The sequence below is a fragment of the Winogradskyella pacifica genome (genome assembly GCF_013403915.1).
Classification (GTDB): domain Bacteria; phylum Bacteroidota; class Bacteroidia; order Flavobacteriales; family Flavobacteriaceae; genus Winogradskyella; species Winogradskyella pacifica.
Map to the genome: position 1 here is coordinate 82,505 of NZ_JABFDI010000008.1, position 19,072 is coordinate 101,576.

At 33.8% G+C, this 19,072-nt stretch carries 12 protein-coding genes; 2 read left to right on the top strand and 10 right to left on the bottom strand.

What is annotated here, in order from left to right; genetic code table 11:
- Positions 1-48: 48 nt before the first annotated feature.
- The 10 genes from HM984_RS08940 to panC form a co-directional block, all read right to left on the bottom strand.
- Positions 49-432, bottom strand: coding sequence for a TraR/DksA family transcriptional regulator (locus HM984_RS08940; protein WP_115810910.1), 384 nt, complete (start codon positions 430-432; stop codon positions 49-51).
- Positions 433-436: 4 nt separating this feature from the next.
- Positions 437-3,841: an isoleucine--tRNA ligase gene (gene ileS / locus HM984_RS08945; RefSeq protein WP_179348918.1), complete on the bottom strand. Its 3,405-nt coding sequence runs from the start codon at positions 3,839-3,841 to the stop codon at positions 437-439.
- A gap of 189 nt (positions 3,842-4,030) precedes the next feature.
- A complete protein-coding gene (locus HM984_RS08950) occupies positions 4,031-10,048 on the bottom strand; it encodes a DUF8693 domain-containing protein (RefSeq protein WP_179348919.1) in 6,018 nt (2,005 codons plus the stop codon).
- A 156-nt stretch (positions 10,049-10,204) separates the two neighbouring features.
- Entirely contained in the window at positions 10,205-11,563 is a 1,359-nt protein-coding gene (gene radA / locus HM984_RS08955) for a DNA repair protein RadA (protein WP_179348920.1), read from the bottom strand.
- A 65-nt stretch (positions 11,564-11,628) separates the two neighbouring features.
- On the bottom strand, positions 11,629-11,781 hold the full coding sequence (locus HM984_RS08960) for a hypothetical protein (RefSeq protein WP_179348921.1): 153 nt from the start codon (positions 11,779-11,781) through the stop codon (positions 11,629-11,631).
- Positions 11,768-12,955: an alpha/beta hydrolase gene (locus HM984_RS08965; RefSeq protein ID WP_179348922.1), complete on the bottom strand. Its 1,188-nt coding sequence runs from the start codon at positions 12,953-12,955 to the stop codon at positions 11,768-11,770. Before HM984_RS08965 ends, HM984_RS08960 begins: the two co-directional genes overlap by 14 nt.
- Before the next feature lie 76 nt (positions 12,956-13,031).
- Positions 13,032-14,177, bottom strand: coding sequence for an alpha/beta hydrolase (locus HM984_RS08970; protein WP_115810746.1), 1,146 nt, complete (start codon positions 14,175-14,177; stop codon positions 13,032-13,034).
- 43 nt (positions 14,178-14,220) lie between these two features.
- Positions 14,221-15,180, bottom strand: coding sequence for a lysylphosphatidylglycerol synthase transmembrane domain-containing protein (locus tag HM984_RS08975; protein WP_179348923.1), 960 nt, complete (start codon positions 15,178-15,180; stop codon positions 14,221-14,223).
- 4 nt (positions 15,181-15,184) lie between these two features.
- Positions 15,185-15,535, bottom strand: a complete 351-nt coding sequence (panD, locus tag HM984_RS08980; RefSeq protein ID WP_020897988.1) for an aspartate 1-decarboxylase — start codon at positions 15,533-15,535, stop codon at positions 15,185-15,187.
- 13 nt (positions 15,536-15,548) lie between these two features.
- Positions 15,549-16,400 (bottom strand): pantoate--beta-alanine ligase, encoded by an 852-nt coding sequence (panC, locus tag HM984_RS08985; RefSeq protein WP_115810750.1) that lies wholly within the window; start codon positions 16,398-16,400, stop codon positions 15,549-15,551.
- A gap of 109 nt (positions 16,401-16,509) precedes the next feature.
- On the opposite strand from panC, the gene HM984_RS08990 reads away from it, so the two are divergent.
- Together HM984_RS08990 and bamH are read left to right on the top strand one after the other, a co-directional pair.
- Positions 16,510-17,322, top strand: coding sequence for a glycogen/starch synthase (locus tag HM984_RS08990; RefSeq protein WP_115810752.1), 813 nt, complete (start codon positions 16,510-16,512; stop codon positions 17,320-17,322).
- 8 nt (positions 17,323-17,330) lie between these two features.
- Entirely contained in the window at positions 17,331-19,067 is a 1,737-nt protein-coding gene (gene bamH / locus HM984_RS08995) for a BamH family beta-barrel-assembly machinery protein (protein ID WP_115810754.1), read from the top strand.
- The last annotated feature ends 5 nt before the right edge of the window (positions 19,068-19,072 follow it).

The following is a 19,072-nucleotide window of genomic DNA, read 5'->3' on the forward strand; positions in this document are numbered from 1 at the left end:
TCACTTCGGTTACAATTAGTAATCAGTGATCCATAAATTCACAGAGGCTTAAGATTGCATATTCTTAGCTTCAATGCTCAACGTTGCATGAGGTACTAATTTTAAACGCTCTTTGTTTATTAGTTTTCCTGTAACACGACAAACTCCGTATGTTTTATTCTCAATACGGATAATAGCATTTTTTAAATCGCGAATAAACTTTTCTTGACGAATCGCTAGAGCAGAATTGGCTTCCTTACTCATCGTTGCACTTCCTTCTTCAAAAGCTTTGAAAGTTGGTGATGTATCATCAGTTCCGTTATCAAAATCATTCATATAAGCACTTTTAATAAGTTGTAAATCGTGCTCTGCCTTTTTTATTTTGTCTTGAAGTATAGCTCTAAATTCTTCTAAATCTTTATCAGAATATCTGTTGTTCGTCTCTGTTGTCATAATATTAATGTTTTTGAATAAATAATTTGGTATTAACATCGTCAAATACGATTTCTATACCATTATTTAAGGTGTCCATAATTTGTAATTCTTCGGTCAACGTTTCAGATTTAATATACGCCTCATTTGAAGAAATAGCCTCAACTATTTGGTCATCTTTCTGAAGTTGTACGTCAATTCTGTCAGTAACCTCAAATCCTGAATCTTTTCGTAAATTTTGAATACGATTTACTAGTTCTCTAGCAATCCCTTCTTTACGTAAATCTTCGTTGATGGTAACGTCTAAAGCTACTGTTAAAGCACCTTCATTAGCTACAAGCCATCCTTCAATATCTTGCGATGTAATCTCTACATCTTCCAATCCTAAAGTAACGGATTTTTCTCCAATTTTAATATCTAATTGACCATTTTGCTCAATATTTTTAATCTCATCAGCACCAAATACAGCTACCGCACTAGCAATCAACTTCATATCCTTACCGAATTTAGGCCCTAAGGTCTTAAAATTAGGTTTTATCTGCTTCACTAAGATGTCTGAAGCATCTTCTAAAAGCTCAATCTCTTTGATATTAACTTCATGTTTAATTAAATCTGAAACCGCCTCAATCTCTTCCTTTTGTTGTTGATTATCAATAGGAATCATAATTTTTTGCAACGGTTGACGTACCTTAATTTTCTCCTTAGCTCTTAACGATAATACTAACGAACATATGGTTTGCGCACTTTCCATTTTTCGCTCCAATACTTTATCAATATTATTCGTATTTGCGACAGGGAAATTTGCTAAATGTACACTTTCAAAAGTTTCCTTTTTAGTAACGGCATTCAAATCTAAATACAAACGATCCATAAAGAAAGGTGCAATTGGTGCGCCTAACTTTGCAATGGTTTCCATACATGTATAAAGTGTTTGGTATGCCGAAATTTTATCGGTTTGGTAATCACCTTTCCAAAAACGTCTTCTACTTAAACGGACGTACCAGTTACTTAAATAATCTTGTGTAAAGTCTGAAATTGCTCGCGCAGCTTTTGTTGGCTCGTATTCCGCATAATAATCATCTACTTTCTGAATTAAGGTGTTTAATTCAGATAAAACCCATCGGTCAATCTCTGGTCTTTCGTTTAATGGAATATCGGCTTCACTATAATCGAAACCATCAATATTAGTATAAAGCGTGAAGAATGAATACGTATTATAAAGTGTTCCGAAAAACTTACGACTTACTTCAGCAATACCTTCGCTATCAAATTTTAAGTTATCCCAAGGATTTGCATTACTGATCATATACCAACGTGTGGCATCTGCACCGTATTTAGATAAGGTTTCAAAAGGGTCTGCTGCATTTCCTAAACGCTTAGACATCTTTTGACCGTTTTTATCTAAAACCAATCCGTTTGATACTACATTTTTGTATGCTACAGAATCGAAAACCATAGTTCCGATAGCATGTAATGTATAAAACCAACCTCTTGTTTGATCCACACCTTCTGCAATAAAATCGGCAGGATAGGCTTCCTTATTATCTATTAAGTTTTTATTCTCAAAAGGATAATGCCATTGTGCATAAGGCATAGAACCAGAATCGAACCAAACATCTATTAAATCACTTTCGCGATTCATAGGTTGCCCTGATACCGAAACCAACACAATTTTATCAACTACGTTTTTATGCAAATCGATAGTATCGTAATTTTCTTCAGACATGTTATCTACTTCAAAATCCTTGAAGATATCTTGCGTCATAAAGCCAGCTTTAACCGACTTAGCCATCTCTGACTTTAATTCTTTTACAGATCCAATGCAAATGACTTCTTTACCATCCTCTGTTCTCCAGATTGGTAATGGAATACCCCAGAAACGCGATCGCGATAAATTCCAGTCGTTTGCATTCGCTAACCAGTTACCAAAACGTCCTTCACCAGTTGATTTTGGTTTCCAGTTAATGGTGGTATTTAGCTCGTGCATTCTCCCTTTTACATCTGTAATTTTAATAAACCAAGAATCTAATGGGTAATATAAAATTGGCTTATCAGTTCTCCAACAATTTGGGTAACTGTGCTTATATTTTTCAACCTTAAAGGCTTTGTTTTCTGTTTTTAATTGAATAGCCAATTCAACATCTATAGAACGTTCTGGCGCTTCACCATCCTCGTAATATTCGTTCTTCACATATTTACCTGCGTATTCTCCCATTTCTGGCCTGAATTTCCCTTGTAAATCTACCAATGGCACTAAATTACCATTGTCGTCTTTTACTAAAAGCGGTGGGATCTCTGGAGAGGCTTGCTTTGCAACCAAAGCATCATCTGCCCCAAATGTTGGTGCTGTATGTACGATACCTGTTCCATCTTCAATAGTTACGAAATCTCCAGATATGATTCTAAAAGCATTTTCAGGATTATCGTTTGGAAGCGCGTATGGTAATAATTGCTCGTAAGTGATGCCTACTAAATCTTTCCCAATGAATTCTTTAACGACATAATAAGGGATTTTTTTATCTCCTTCTTTGTAGTCTATTAATTCTGGTTTAGTTTCAACGCGTTTAAATTTACCATCAAATTGTTTGTTGACTAAATTCTTAGCCAAAACGACATTCATGGGTTTAAACGTGTATTGATTATAAGTTTCAACTAAAACATAATCAATTTTTGGCCCAACGGTTAATGCGGTATTACTCGGTAATGTCCAAGGCGTTGTTGTCCAAGCTAAGAAGAAAATATCTCCTTCATTTTGAAGAAAATCTGGTAATGAATCGGCATTAGCTTTAAACTGAGCGACAACTGTTGTATCCGTTACATCTTGATAGGTTCCTGGTTGATTAAGCTCATGCGAACTTAAACCTGTACCTGCTTTTGGCGAATAGGGCTGAATAGTATAACCTTTATATATTAAATCTTTTTCATAAATCTGTTTTAACAACCACCAAACAGATTCCATGTATTTAGACTTGTAGGTAATGTATGGATCGTCCATGTCTACCCAATATCCCATTTTTTGAGTAAGGTCATTCCAGATATCCGTATAACGCATCACCGCTTTTTTACAAGCTTGGTTATACTCTTCTACAGTGATTTTTTTACCAATATCCTCTTTGGTAATACCAAGTTCTTTTTCTACACCAAGTTCAACAGGTAAACCATGTGTATCCCAACCGGCTTTACGTTTTACTTGAAAACCTTTCATGGTTTTGTATCGTGGAAAAATATCTTTAATAGCACGTGCTAAAACGTGGTGCACACCAGGTAATCCGTTTGCTGAAGGCGGTCCTTCAAAAAACACAAATGGTGGTTTTCCTTCTCTTGAGGTTACACTTTTATCGAAGATATTATTAGCTTCCCAATAGTTACCGATTTCATCCGCAACGTTTGACAAGTTAAGTCCTTTGTATTCAGGGAACTTTGTACTCATTATTCTAGTTTCTTTTCGAGCAGCGAAAATAACGAATTTTAAGGAAATAATATGTTGTAATTAATGCAAAAGAGTAAATCTACTTGTAGCGATTTCTAGCAAATTAAATTTGGATTTAAACTACTCTTTATTTTTTTTTAGAATGAGTAAAATAGAAAAGGTCAGTATAAAATTACACTGACCTTTAGTTTATTTCATATTAACGATTACTTTTTTAGTGATCCATTGGTTGTTTTGATTCTCTATTTTCACAATATAAGTTCCGGTTGATACTTTAGAAATGTCAATACCATTACTTAATTCTTGTTGGTCTTTGTTGTGATATTGGTTAATGGTCTGTCCTAACATATTAATGATACTGACAGATTTTGCTCCATTGACAAGTCCATTAATAAAGAGTTTTCGTTCTTTATTATTTACATATACCTGAACATCGTTTAATTGTGACTCTGAAACATTAAGTGCATATTCATTTTGGAATACAATATCAAATCGATCTTCAAACAAACCTGGCTCACTCACAAAGCTGTAATCTGAATTTCTAATATCTGTATAACTATTTTCATAATTATCTCTCAAATAAACGGCTTGAGAAGTATCAAAATCTTCAAAATCTGTTGCCGAAATAGTATATATCTGTTGTTCTGACGATTTATAGATTAATGGCACTACTTTATCAGAAGCTATAGCTGAATACGCTTGTGTAACCATTGAACTGCCTTCAAACAACGTATAAAAATCATTTGCTTGCACATCCGTCATTTTTCCATCATAACTATAATCAAAACCTTCTGAAGTAAAATCACTAAAACCAATAACCATTTCTCTACTAAATCCGTTATCTGCTTCAAATTTCAAATGAAGTTTTTGCATTATATCTTCAATCGTTTCTGAATCAGCGTTGTCTTCTGTTTCGGTATTGGCTGTTCTAAAAAAGACACTCTCCCCATTGGATTGTTTCTTATAGATACGTTGACCGTTGTTAAATTCAATATGACCATCATTTATGACTTCTGTGAAAAAAGCCTGACCAACACTAATATACTGAGTGGGCGTTAGTGTTCCTTCTTGAGAACCATTGTTTGAGCTACTTAAACCGTCAAATTGATAAGCTCTTATTTTTGCCATTTTATTGATTATAGCATAACCACCTTCATATTCACTTATGTAATGTGAGTTACCAGCCCATTGCTCCCACAGATATAATGTACCATCAATTACATCTTCATTATCATCAATAAATTGATGCGCATCTATAGCAGAAGGATAAGGATTACCTACTAATGTCGTTGTAAGCGTTACATCTGGTTCACTCTCGTTAGCAGCGTCTCCATCAACGTCATCTGCGGCTATTAAAATAGTTCCGTTATTTGGTTTTCCTTCAAATATATAGACTTGTGTGGTTCCTGCATTACCAGTTCCTTTATGAATATAACCTACTCCAGGATTTAATTGAGTCGTTGGTGAGTAACTTTCCCAATCGTAATACGTAACCCCGTTTAAGAAGGTGTACATCCAACGCGTACTGATTTTCCCTGTTTCATTGTATGCTGATGTAAATTCAACGGCATTAGCATTTCCTTCTTTTAATGTATTAATACCAAAAGTAGAATTGTTAACATTATTAAAGCTTGTATTATTATCTAAAAGTGTTGTTGCTCGTGCTGCTCCAATTGGAGAAGAAAAATAATTATATCGAAATGAATTGGATGTTCCTGTTTGGCGTCTTAATATTTTACCTGTTGCAGAGGTTACTAAATCACTATTAACTCCTTGTATTAATTGAGAATCGTTTTTTAAGTCTAAGACTCCATTAAGTTCTAAATACCACGTATTATCAATTTCATTTTCTCCATTAATTGTAAGTGTTTTATTAGCATCTACTATAAGTCCAAGTCTTGTATGAGAAGTTGCAGAGGTTATATCATTTTTGATATGTACAATGGACCAGTCTTTTTCAAATATCTCGTCTGAAACATCCCAAACATCTCCATGTAACCATGATTCTGGACTAGACCAATCTCCATCTGCACTAGTGACGTAAGGCAAAGGTGCTGTTTGCGGCTTTACCGTATTAATATTATGCATTTTTAAATCGTGGGAATTTGCTGATTCATCTAACAATTCTGATTTTAAAATATTAGACATAGGATAATAAGCCTTAAGATTACCCCAAGCTACACGCTCTAAAGTTTGTGAATCCTGAATATTCTTAGGTATAATATTCCCCTTTACAATACCTTCATTATTTTCAATCTCTTGACACATCATTTGTTGTATTTGTTGTGCAGAAAGAGCATCTTCAAAAATTCTTACTTCATCTATAGTTCCATTAAAATGGGCAGATCCAGATGGACTTGTATTTGTTGGATAACGACCAATTGTAAATGGTCTACTTGAATAAATGTGATCAGTACCATTATAATTTTTGGTAAGTAGCGTTGAATTCAAATTAGCATCCGTTTCTGTATTTAACAGCTCTCCATTAAGATATACTTTTAAAGAGTTTGTTGCGGAATCAAAAACACCAGTGACATGATACCAAACATCATTTTCCATTTTTCTGTTATCCGTAGGCAGTTGTTCTACATTAAGACTACTACTTGGATAGTTACTAGAAGCAGTGACTTGTTCCTGAGTATAAACAACAAATGCAGGTTTTCTTCCTTTCGTTATAGTCAATCGCATGTTTTCCTGACCTGCAATACTATAAACAGAACTTAAATTCCCTGTTGCAGTATTAGCTTTAATTTTTACCCAAGCCATAATGGTTCCTTCATTCCAATTTTCAATAAAAGAAGATGTGTCTAGGTAATCATCTAAACCATCAAAATCGACTGATCCTGAAGAAAAATAAACATCAATATCATCTCTATAATCTAAATCTCCTCCTAGAGATAAATCGCCATCAGTATCCGGTAAAACAGATAAGTCTAATGGGTTCTCAATATCTTCATTAATGTCTAAAACAGCATCATTAATATTCGTTGTTTCAAAGTTATCGTCTAAACCATCTCCGTCTGCATCATTTCCAGATAGCGTATTAGCCATTCCATTTTCTTGAATGTCTGGAGTTCCATCATTATCACTATCTAAATCTATATAATCTGGGATATTATCACCATCAGTATCCTCTAAGTTTGTGAAACCAGATCCGTAATTATCATCTACACCATCGTTGTTTAAATCTACCATTGTTGCTCCACTACCACTCGGAGGAATATAACCACCTGTTGATTGCGCCTCTACATTATCTGGTATACCGTCATTATCTGAATCTATATCTAAATAATCTTGAATCCCATCATTATCTGTATCTGTACAAATATTTACTGACAATACAGAAAAAGGAATTAATCTTTTAGACATAGTTGCGCTAGAATAAGATACCGTTAAAGACTCTAATCCAGTTCTCTCATAAAATAATATAGTAATTGGGTAGATACCCGGAGTTAATGCAATAGTTCCAGATCTTTCTTGTGCAGCATGATCCCCATCATTATTAACAATCTCATTGCCATCAATAAACAATTTAGAACCATCATCTGACCTTGTATAAAACCTATATGTTTCTTCTGTGCTAATAGTAATAAAACCAGTATATCGAATGGCAAAACTATCGTGATCTCCAGGTGTAATCATAGTCCAAAGGGCATCTACATCGAAATTAGACACAGTACCTGTTGCTGTAGCTCCAGTAGTAGGAATATTATCTACACTTGGTGAAACATTTATATCATAAAATTCATAAGACAAACCCTCGGTAATTTCAGTACATATAACACCTTCATTTACATTTAGTATACCATCATTATCACTATCTAAATCTGTAGTATCGCCTATACCATCACCATCCATGTCTGCATCTAAAGTAAGAGTAGCACTATTTTCGATTTGGATACACAAATTAGCTGTATGTGTTACTACTAAAGTGTACACACTACCATCTAATCCGGTAACATCCGAAATATTTAAACTAGCCGATGTGGCACCTGAATAAACACCTCCATTGGTTAGGTCTGTGCCATTTAATTGCCATTGATAGTTTAAGGCCGTACTTACATCAGTAGCGCTATTTGAATAATTTGGCACACCTTCTGTTGTAAATGTCGTTGTACTTTTCGCTGTTGCACTAGTTATAGTAAAACTTGTAGCTCCACCTATTACAACTAACTGATCGACCAAAGCTGTAGCATCTACTGTAGCTTCTGTTGCTGTAGTCACATTTGCAGTTGTACCTGTATATGCCGTTGATACACCCATAACTAAACCACTAGCATTAATCCCTGTACCATCTACGTGTCCGTCTGCATCGCTATCTGCATGGCCAGCCTCTATAACATCATCACAACCATCACCATCACTATCTGTATTCTGAAAGTCGAAATTACCGTCACCAGAAGTGTCTATTGGTGTCGTAGCTTCAGCAGTGTCATCAGCGCCATTATTGTTATTATCATTAAACGAAGCATCGTTGCTATCTATTACTCCATCGTTGTTGGTATCTAAACTTCCGTTACCTGCCTCATCAACATCGTAGATACCATCGTTGTCTGAATCTAAATCCAAATAATCTGGAATTCCATCATAATCTGTATCTGTACAAGTGTTTTCTGATAAAACAGAAAAAGGAATTAAGGTTTTAGAAATAGTTGCGCTAGAATATGACATACTTAAGAACTCACCTCCAGTTCTTTCAAAAAACAGAATCGTGATTGGATAAATGCCTTGGTTAAGGGCTACAGTTCCAGAAGTTTCTAGCATATCATGTAAACCATCGTTATCAACGACCTCGTTTCCGTCAATAAATAATTTAGAACCATCATCTGAACTTGTATAAAATGTATATGTCTCGGTTGTATTAATCTTAATAAAACCGCTATATCTAATGGCAAAATTCTCGTGATCACCTGGAGTAATAGAACCCCAAAGTGCATCTACATCAATTTCAGATACACTCCCTGTTGCTGTGGCGCCTGTAGTTGGAATACCATCTACACTTGGTGAGACATTTATATCATAAAACTCATACGTCAGACTATTACTAATTTCATCGCACACAGAACCTTCATTTACATCTAGTATACCATCATTATCACTATCTATATCTGCATTGTCTGCAATTCCATCACCATCCATATCTGGCGCATCTAATTCTCCACCAATATTAATGAGGTAATTTTCTACTTCTCCATTGCTATAATTATAATCACAAGACGTAAAATTTATACTAGTACCACCTCTAACACCAATACGCACATTAGAAAGCGCTTCATCTGTAGTGCTTGGTAGCGTTATATTAACAGGAACGTTTACAATCTTAGTTCCACTTACGTTGTTGGTATCCTGAAATGCAAATACAAAACGTTCACCTGAATCTTCAAAATCATCATCCAAGCTTTCATTGAGGTTAATCCAAATAACCACTGTGTTTTCGTTGGTATTCCATCCATTTAATGTCACACTAATGGTGCCTTCAAGAGCCTGACCAATAGGAACATTATCTTCAGAAAAAGAAGAATAATTAGTAAAACTACCTGTTGTTCCTGTACTGCTATTCTCTATTCCCGCAAAAGAAACGTTAGAAACAAATAAAATATTATCGCTTTGTATATTTTCTGTTTCACAAAAATTAGGCTCACTATCTCCTGGATTACCTTCATTATCTGACACAAAGAAAACCTCATAATCTTCAACTTCTCCTGCACTGTAATTATACTCACATGATGTAAAACTTGTATCGTTTCCAGATCTTAAACCAACACGCATTCTTGCAATACCAGCCTGTGCGCTTTCCGGAATAAGGATACTGATAGGAACTGTTACATTTTTTAGTCCGCCTACATTAGTGTTATCTTGAAACGTAAATAAGAACTGCTCACCACTATCATCAAAATCATCATCGATTTCATTAAAATTAAACCACACAGCAACAGTATGAGTATTGGTATTCCACCCATTAAGAGTTACTGTAATATCTCCTGTAACTGTGTCTCCAGCATTAATAGACGTTGGGGAAACGTCTGAATAATAAGTATACGAACCTTGACTACCTGAACTACTATTGTCTATTGTTCCAATATTTACATTAGATATATAGAAAGTCCAACCTCCATTCACCCCAATATTATCTGGGGTACAATATTGCGCATTAACATTAAAAGTTATAAAAATTATTATAAATAATAGTCTGAAGTTATTTTTCACCATCATAGCATTTCACATTACTTATTGATTTTCAAATACTTAAATAAAAATCAATATTTATTTGCGACAAACATAGGATAAAAAGTATAAAAAAAGCGATTAAATGCAAATTTTATCGTTTAAATGCATTTCTTTTTGTAAAAATTCAACTATTACTTACACCAGAAATCCAACCAAATCTTCAATTTTAGAAATCAATTGAATCTTAATAACCGTGTTTTTTAAAGCTATTTTATTGTATTTAGATACAAAGATGGTTGTAAAACCTAATTTTTCGGCTTCAAGAATACGCTGTTCTACGCGTTGAACAGGTCTTATTTCTCCAGAAAGTCCTACTTCTGCAGCAAAACAATAGGTACTTGGCAAAGCCACATCTTCATTGGAAGATAAAATGGATGCGACAACGGCTAAATCTATAGCAGGATCATCAACAGTAATACCACCTGTAATATTTAAGAAGACATCTTTTGCGCCTAAACGGAAACCTGCACGTTTTTCTAAAACCGCTAATAGCATGTTGAGACGTTTGGCATTAAATCCTGTAGCAGATCGTTGTGGGGTTCCGTAAACCGCTGTACTCACCAAGGCTTGTACTTCGATCATCAGAGGTCGTAAACCCTCTAAAGTAGCTGCGACTGCGTTACCAGAAAGTTCTTCGTCTTTTTCTGAAATCAGTATCTCGGATGGATTGGAAACTTCTCGTAATCCTGAACCTTGCATTTCGTAAATACCAAGTTCATTTGTAGAACCGAATCGGTTTTTGTTGGCGCGTAGAATTCTAAATACATGATTTCGGTCACCTTCAAATTGAAGTACCGTATCTACCATATGCTCTAGAATTTTTGGACCTGCAATGTGCCCATCTTTTGTGATATGACCTATTAATAAAACAGGTGTTGCTGTTTCTTTGGCAAACTTTATCAGTTCTGTCGTACACTCCTTTATTTGAGAAATACTTCCTGCAGACGACTCTATATAATCGCTATGTAAAGTTTGGATAGAGTCTATAACCACAATATCTGGCTCTAAAGCTTCGATTTGCTTAAAAATATTTTGAGTTTTGGTTTCCGTAAGAATATAGCAATTACTGCTATTTGGGTTAATACGCTCGGCCCGCATTTTTATTTGTTTCTGACTTTCTTCACCCGAAACATAAAGCGTTTTGTATTGCAGCTTTAAGGCTATTTGAAGTAAAAGTGTACTCTTTCCTATTCCTGGTTCACCACCGAGTAATGTTAGAGAACCATGAACCATTCCTCCACCAAGTACACGATTAAATTCGCCATCTTGCATATCTAAACGTGCTTCTTGCGAGGTATCAATATCATTAATTAATAATGGTTTTGAAACCCGTTTTGAAGTTGTCGTTGGTGTTTTCCAATTGCTCTTTTCTGGTTTTTGAATGACTTCTTCTGCAATGGTATTCCATTCTTTACAAGAGGTACATTGCCCTTGCCATTTGGCATATTGACTACCACAATTCTGACAAAAAAAAGTTGTTTTTACCTTAGCCATATTCTCATTTCAGAATCCTAAATAATAGGATTATTATAGTTTGAAACAGCTAAATTAAGACAATTTTAGTTGATGTCTTTAAACCAACCTATAATAGCTAAAACTTTTAATGCAACTAATTTTGAAGGCATATTAGAAAATAAAAACGTTTTTGTTTTATCAAATAATGATTCAAAAAAATAGTCTGTAGACAATCTATGTTTTCTAGTTCTCTTCATCATCGTCGTCATTATCATCAATCTCTTCATCTAAATCCGCTACAGTAAGTTCATCAATCTTAGAAAAGATAAAATCTCTATTAATATGACTTACATCGTTTAAGGTTAATGCAGATTCATATAATTTTTTTGCTTTCTTTGTTTTACCAAGTTTTTCTGCAGATTGTGCTAAATAATACGTCCCCATTAAAGATTCTGGATGAAGTTTATTCGCTAACGCGCCTAATTTACCAAGTGATTTTAAATCTTCACGTTGTTCTGCAATTTTTATTACTTTTTCTATTTCAGCTTCACTAATTTCTTTTTTAATACCAAAAAGCTTTTCTATCCTTTTATAGCGATCCGTTAAGTAATTGTCTAAAGTCCCCTCATAAGGCAATACTTTTTCTTCAAGCTCTTTTTCTCTTAGTGGATTGTAGATATCGAAAATCTTTTCAAAAGATCTAGCCAAAGCACTTGTTACTAACGTATAGTGATTTTCATCTTTAAAATCATCAAAATAATAGGTTACGTTCTGGTTATCTAGTGCTTTAATTTGTGCGTTTGTAGACAATATACTTTCTCGAAGTTGTGGTATATCCTTTTCTGAAGTTGCTAAATAATAGAAAATATCATCTTTGAAAAGTGCTAAACGTTTTGAAATAAAGTTATTTAACGACCCAATAAAATCTGGACTAATACAAACGTAAGCCTGAAAATCGAGCACCTCTTTAAACAAATAAGAGTTAATTAAATTACCCATGTTATCATGACCAACAGCAACTCTAAACTTACTGGTGTTGTATTTTTTATCTATGTAAGGTAATAATTCGTCTGAAACAAAATCATGAAATCTAAGTCCCGATTCTGTTGGCAACCCTGTAGTCGGATCGTAATAACCATCATAAAAACGGTTTTCCCCTTGCATTATACCAACAACTATAGAGCCTGGCATATTATCGAAATACGTTTGAAAGTCTATTTGACCAACTACGGGTTCAAATAGATAATCCCCATCGAATACAATTATTACTGGATACTTTTCATCAGCATTTGCATCATAATTCTTTGGTAGTTTAACTTTTAATTTACGCACGGCGTTAAGTTTAGCCGAGGATATTTCCTGATAGGTGGTCTGCGCAAATGAAGAAGCGCAAATTAGACATGCAAGAACTAAAAAAATAGTCTTTTTCATGATAAGTAGGTTTAGATTTGGGATACCAAACATACTAAATTATCGCTATGTTGTCAATTTTTTTCGATGAAATGCATCAATCTTTCATCTTATCCTGAATTTCATACATCTTATCGAGCATCATTTCCTTATCTACAGATTGGGATGGCTCTAATAATAAACCCGATTTATAACGCTGTAAAGCTCTTTTTAAATCGCCTTCTTTTTCATTATACATTCCTGAATAATAAGCACTTAACATTGATTTCGGAAATTCTTTATTCACTAGCTTAGCTAATTTTTCTAAAGAATCTAAATCATCCTTTTTATTGCTAGCTGCTGCAATAGCTCTAATATCATTTTCAATTAATTTTTTTTCAAAACCATAGAAATGCTCTATGTCTTTATACTTTTTAATCAAATAATCGTAAGGGGATCCTTCAAAAGTTAACACTTTCTCTGAATATTCTTTCGCGTTAATAGGTTTAAAAAGGGCAAAAATCTGATTTAAAGCTTTTGGAATTCCTCTTCCAACTAAAGAATAGTGATTAGCGTCTTCAAAATCATCAAATTTATAAAGAAGATTTTCATTTTCAATAGTAGAAAGAATAGCATCATTCTCTAAAATAGAACTTCTTATCGCTTTTATATCTGCATCTGCGGTGGCCATGTAATAAAATATTTCTTGTTGCAGAATAGATAAGCGTTGTTTTAATCGATGCATCATTTCTGGCGCAAAATCCGGACTTAAAGCTACATAAGCCCTAAATAGAGGCTCATCCTTAAACAGGTAATAATTTATAAAATTAGCACCTAAATCGTGCCCAACAATAATTCTAAAATTAGAGGCATTATAATTATCTTCAATAAATGGCAATAATTCGGCTGCCATAAATTCATAAAATGCAGCTCCATTATGCGAAGGAAAAAAGGACTCATTATCATAATAAAAATCATCTGTTCTTGTAGATGCTTGATTAATTCCTACAACAATACAATCTGGTATATCCTCCCAATAGGATTGATAATCAATATTACCAGCAATTGGCTCAAATAAATAATCGCCATCTAAAACGATAATTAGAGGATAAGAACGTTTTTCTTCAGGGTTATAATTTCTAGGTAATTGAATTTTTAATTCACGTTCACCTTCAAGCTTATAAGAATCAATGGTTTTATATACTGCCTGAGAATGAATATTTAAACCTATAAAAAGAGCTAGAACTAAGTAAAAATTCTTCATATTATGCATAAATTAAAAATTTAAAGTAAGGTAAAAAATATTTTTATAATGTTGTTTTCTTTCTGTTGAAAATAGGTAAATATAATAATGATAAACCACCAACAATGATAATAACTAATGTTTGAGTTGACCATACTATCCACCCAAAAGCCCTACTCGGATCTTCTGCCATTCCAAATAATGAAAAGGCAATTACGACTGCTTCAGGAAACGAGCCAATGCCCCCGTTAGTAGCTGCAATACTAAAACTAGACAAAATAAACCCGATAAGCACAGCGGCTAATGTTATGTTTTGTAATTCGGGCAAAGCAAATGTGGTAACATAAAACATGAGTACATACATAACCCATATAAATAAGGTGTGCCCTATAAAAGCCCATTTTTTTTTCATCTTGAAAATACTAAGCGCTCCTTCTAATAATCCAACTACAAATCCTTTTACTTTAAGTGCAAACTTGGAAGTACTTTTCTTAATAAACAGAAACAACAGCAAAGCTCCTAAAAGCAATACTGAACCTCCTAAAATTAATGAGGTTGGGTTAAATTTCTCAGCAAAAAAATTATAAATGAACTCGAATTCTATAAAAAACGCTATAGCCACTATTGAAAGTAACATAATAGTATCTGCAATGCGCTCTGCAACTATAGTACCAAAGCCTTTATCGAAAGGAATACCCTCATAATTTTTCAAAATAGATGCTCTTGCAACTTCACCTGCACGTGGAATCGTAAAATTTATAAGATATGCCGAGTATACAGCCATTAAACTATTTCCAAATTTTGGCTTATAACCTAAAGGCTCTGCCATATACAGCCAACGATAGGCTCTAGACACATGACTAAGAACACCGAGAGAAACACCTAGAATTATCCAACTATAATCAGCATCTTTAAAATACTGAACTAAAGTAGGAATAGAGATTTTAGACAACGAATACCATACCAAGCCAACTCCTAAGAGTAATGGCAATACAACTTTTAGGATGGATTTAGGTTTAGCCACCTGTTTACTTTAGAAGATTCGTGGCTTCGTCCGGAAATACTAATGACGGTTTAAACACCTTAGCTTCTTCAATATCCATAATCGCATAAGTAATAAGAATAAGCGTATCGCCAACAGCTACTTTACGTGCCGCAGCTCCATTAAGCGTAATTTCGCCGCTATTACGTGGACCAGGAATACAATAGGTTTCTAAACGTTCTCCATTGTCATTATTAACAATTTGAACTTTTTCGCCTTGTATAATATTTGCCGCTTCCATTAAGTCTTCGTCAATAGTTATACTACCAATATAATTAAGTTTGGCTCCTGTAACCTTTACACGATGAATTTTAGATTTTACAACTTGTATTTGCATACCACAAAGATAATTAATTTAAAGCGATATTATCTATCAATCTTATATCGCCCGCATACACAGCTATAAATGCTCTATATGACTTTTTTGTTGATTTACGTTTTACCGGTTTTAAGGTCGCAATATCCGCAATAATAAAATACTCTAACTCTAAAAGTCCTTGTTTTTTAAATTGTGTATTGACCCATTCCGTTACATTCTGAGCACTTTTTGTGCCAAACTTTGTTTTGGCAGATATTAGTGTTTTATAAATAAATGGAGCATCAGCTCTATGCGCTGGTGACAGTCTTGCATTTCTAGAACTCATAGCCAATCCATCGGCTGCTCTGTGAATTGGACAACCAATAATCTTAACAGGCAAATGATGCAACTCTACAAGTTTTCTAATAATTTGTAATTGCTGAAAATCTTTTTCGCCAAAATAGGCACGGTCTGGCTTAACAATTTCAAATAAACGTTTCACAATGGTGCCGACTCCATCAAAGTGTCCTTCTCTAAAGGCACCTTCCATTTCATGCTCTAGGCCATCAAAATTAAATGCTTGAGATTGTATCTCACTACCGTAAATATCTTCATTAGAAGGAGCATAAATAATGATGCGATCATCACCCACGGTGTTCAATAGCGTGAGATCTGCCTCTAAAGTTCTTGGGTACTTAACTAAGTCCTCCTCATTATTAAACTGGGTAGGATTAACAAAAATACTAACAACCACAAAGTCGTTTTCTTTTAACCCTTTATTAACCAGTGACAAATGTCCTTTATGCAAGGCACCCATTGTTGGCACGAAGCCAATGGTGCTACCATGGTCTTTTAACGCACTTACATAATTCGATAATTCAGTTTTATTTTGAAAGTTTTTCAATGTCGTAACAAAAGTTTAACGCATGCAAACATAATATAATACTAGCAATCTGCCCAAATTTTTGTAATTTTGCATGTTTTTTACTATTAATTTCAAAAGCAGCAGATTTATGAAAGATAAACGAATATTGTATGTGTCCTCGGAAGTTGTTCCATATTTACCAGAAACTGAAATTTCTTCAATGTCATTTGAAGCACCAAGAATGGTAAACAAACAAGGAGGTCAGATTAGAATATTTATGCCTCGTTTTGGAAATATTAATGAAAGAAGACATCAATTACATGAAGTTATTAGACTTTCTGGTATCAATTTAGTCATTAATGATTTAGATATGCCTTTGATTATTAAGGTCGCTTCAATTCCTAAAGAACGTATCCAAGTTTACTTTATAGATAATGAAGATTATTTTAAGAGAAAAGCAACATTAACAGACGAAGACGGCAAACTATTTTCAGATAACGACGAACGTGCGATCTTCTTTGCTAAAGGAGTTATAGAAACTGTTAAAAAATTGAATTGGGCTCCTGATATTATTCATGTTAACGGTTGGTTAGCGTCATTACTTCCATTGTACTTAAAAGAGTTTTACAAAACGGAACCTTTATTTACCGAAAGTAAAATAGTAACCTCTGTATACAATCAAAGCTTTGAAGGCACGTTAGATAAAGACATGATCTCTAAAGTGAATTTTGATGGATTGGATGCGGAAACAACAAAATTATTAAATCAGCCAGATTACATTAATTTAATGAAAATTGCAATCGATAATTCTGATGCCATTATTAGAGGTTCTGAAGAATTACCAAAAGAATTAGATACGTATTTAAATGATTTAACAAAACCGGTATTAGATTATTACTCTATTGAAGAATTTGCAGATCCTTACACAGAGTTTTACAACAATACTGTATTAAACAGTTAATATTACCTATGAAAAAAAATAAAATTGCCCTACAGTTTATATCCTTTGGTTTAATTGTTTTAAGTTTTATTGCTTGTGATAATGATTATGCAAGCTTAAAGTCTGATGTTCTCAATAGTGATATCGCAACAAATTTCGATATATTATCAGAAAAAGGATACAACGTTACAACATATACTAAAGCTTTAACACCAGTACAAACAAACTTATTAGGCTTAACAACCTTAGGTATCTACGACGATGCTTATGGAAGAACAACCTCGAGTTTTGTAACTCAGTTAACACCTTCAACATACTCCCCAACATTTGGAGATGAAGCAAGGGTAGATTCTGTTGTTGTTACCATTCCATATTTTAGTACTGCAACAGGTATTGATGAAGATGGCAATACGACCTACAGTCTAGATTCTGTAATATCTAAAGGGGAAAACTACAATAACATAAAGTTAAGAATTTTTGAAAACAACTACTTCATTAGAAATTTTGATCCTAGTGGTGGTTTTAATGAAGGTCAAGCTTATTTTTCAGATAAAACATCAACAACTGAAACAATATCAACGACAGCTTTAGAAGGCTCAGAATTTACTTTTGTAGATTATGATGAAATGGGTAGTAATATGTTCGTGGTTGACAATGAAATTGATATAAACGATAAAGGCTATAGCTTAAAAGACGTTAATAATCTCGATGAAAATGGAGATAAAACCTTGTTATCAAACGAATCTCCAGGAATAAGAATCATGTTAGAACCTTCTTTTTGGGAGAATAAAATACTAGCTAAAGAAGGAGATGCCGTTTTAAGTAATCTAAATAATTTTACAGAGTACTTTAGAGGTCTTTATTTTAAAGCGGAAACCGTAAACGATGATGGTAGTTTTCTTGTTTTAAATACAACAAGCTCTAATAACGCTAACATAACAATATACTACTCAAAATTAACAGAATCAACCACAGATGATGCAGAATTGAGAGACAATTCTACATATGTTCTTACTTTTGGCTCAAATAAAATTAATTTTTTCGAGAACGACTTTACACTGCCTATTAATGACGGAGATGCAACTAATGGTGACAGTAGGATTTACCTAAAAGGAGGAGAAGGCGCTATTGCGGGAATAAAATTATTTGATGGTTTTGACACCGATGAAGGTATTAGCAATTTCGATAAATTCAGAAATGATTTTGTTAACTTAGAAAACAACAAATTTGAAAGCTCTAAACGATTAGTTAACGAAGCCAATTTGGTTTTTTATGTAGATAGAGAACAACTAGATCTTTTAAATGAAGATCCGGACAACGAACCTAATCGCTTATATCTGTATGATGCACAAAATAAAACACCTTTAGTCGATTATTATTTAGATGCTGCTAACACCAATTTACCTTCGTTTTCTAGAATTAGACATCTCGGCCCTTTACAACGTGTTGAAGATGAAACCGACGCTGACTATGAAAAAGGTATTAAATATAAATTAAAGATTACGGAACATATTAATAATTTACTATTAAGAGACTCAACAAATGTTGAGCTTGGTTTAGCTGTATCTTTAAATGTTAACATAGAAGACCCTAGTATTAGCTTTTCTCAAAGTAAAGTAAAGACTGATGACGATTTAAATTTAACTGTACCAATAGGCTCTGTATTATCCCCAAGAGGAACTATACTGTACGGTAATAACGTAACAGATCAAGACGAAAGTAAACGCGTGTATTTAGAAATCTATTACACAGAACCAAATTACTAAAAAAC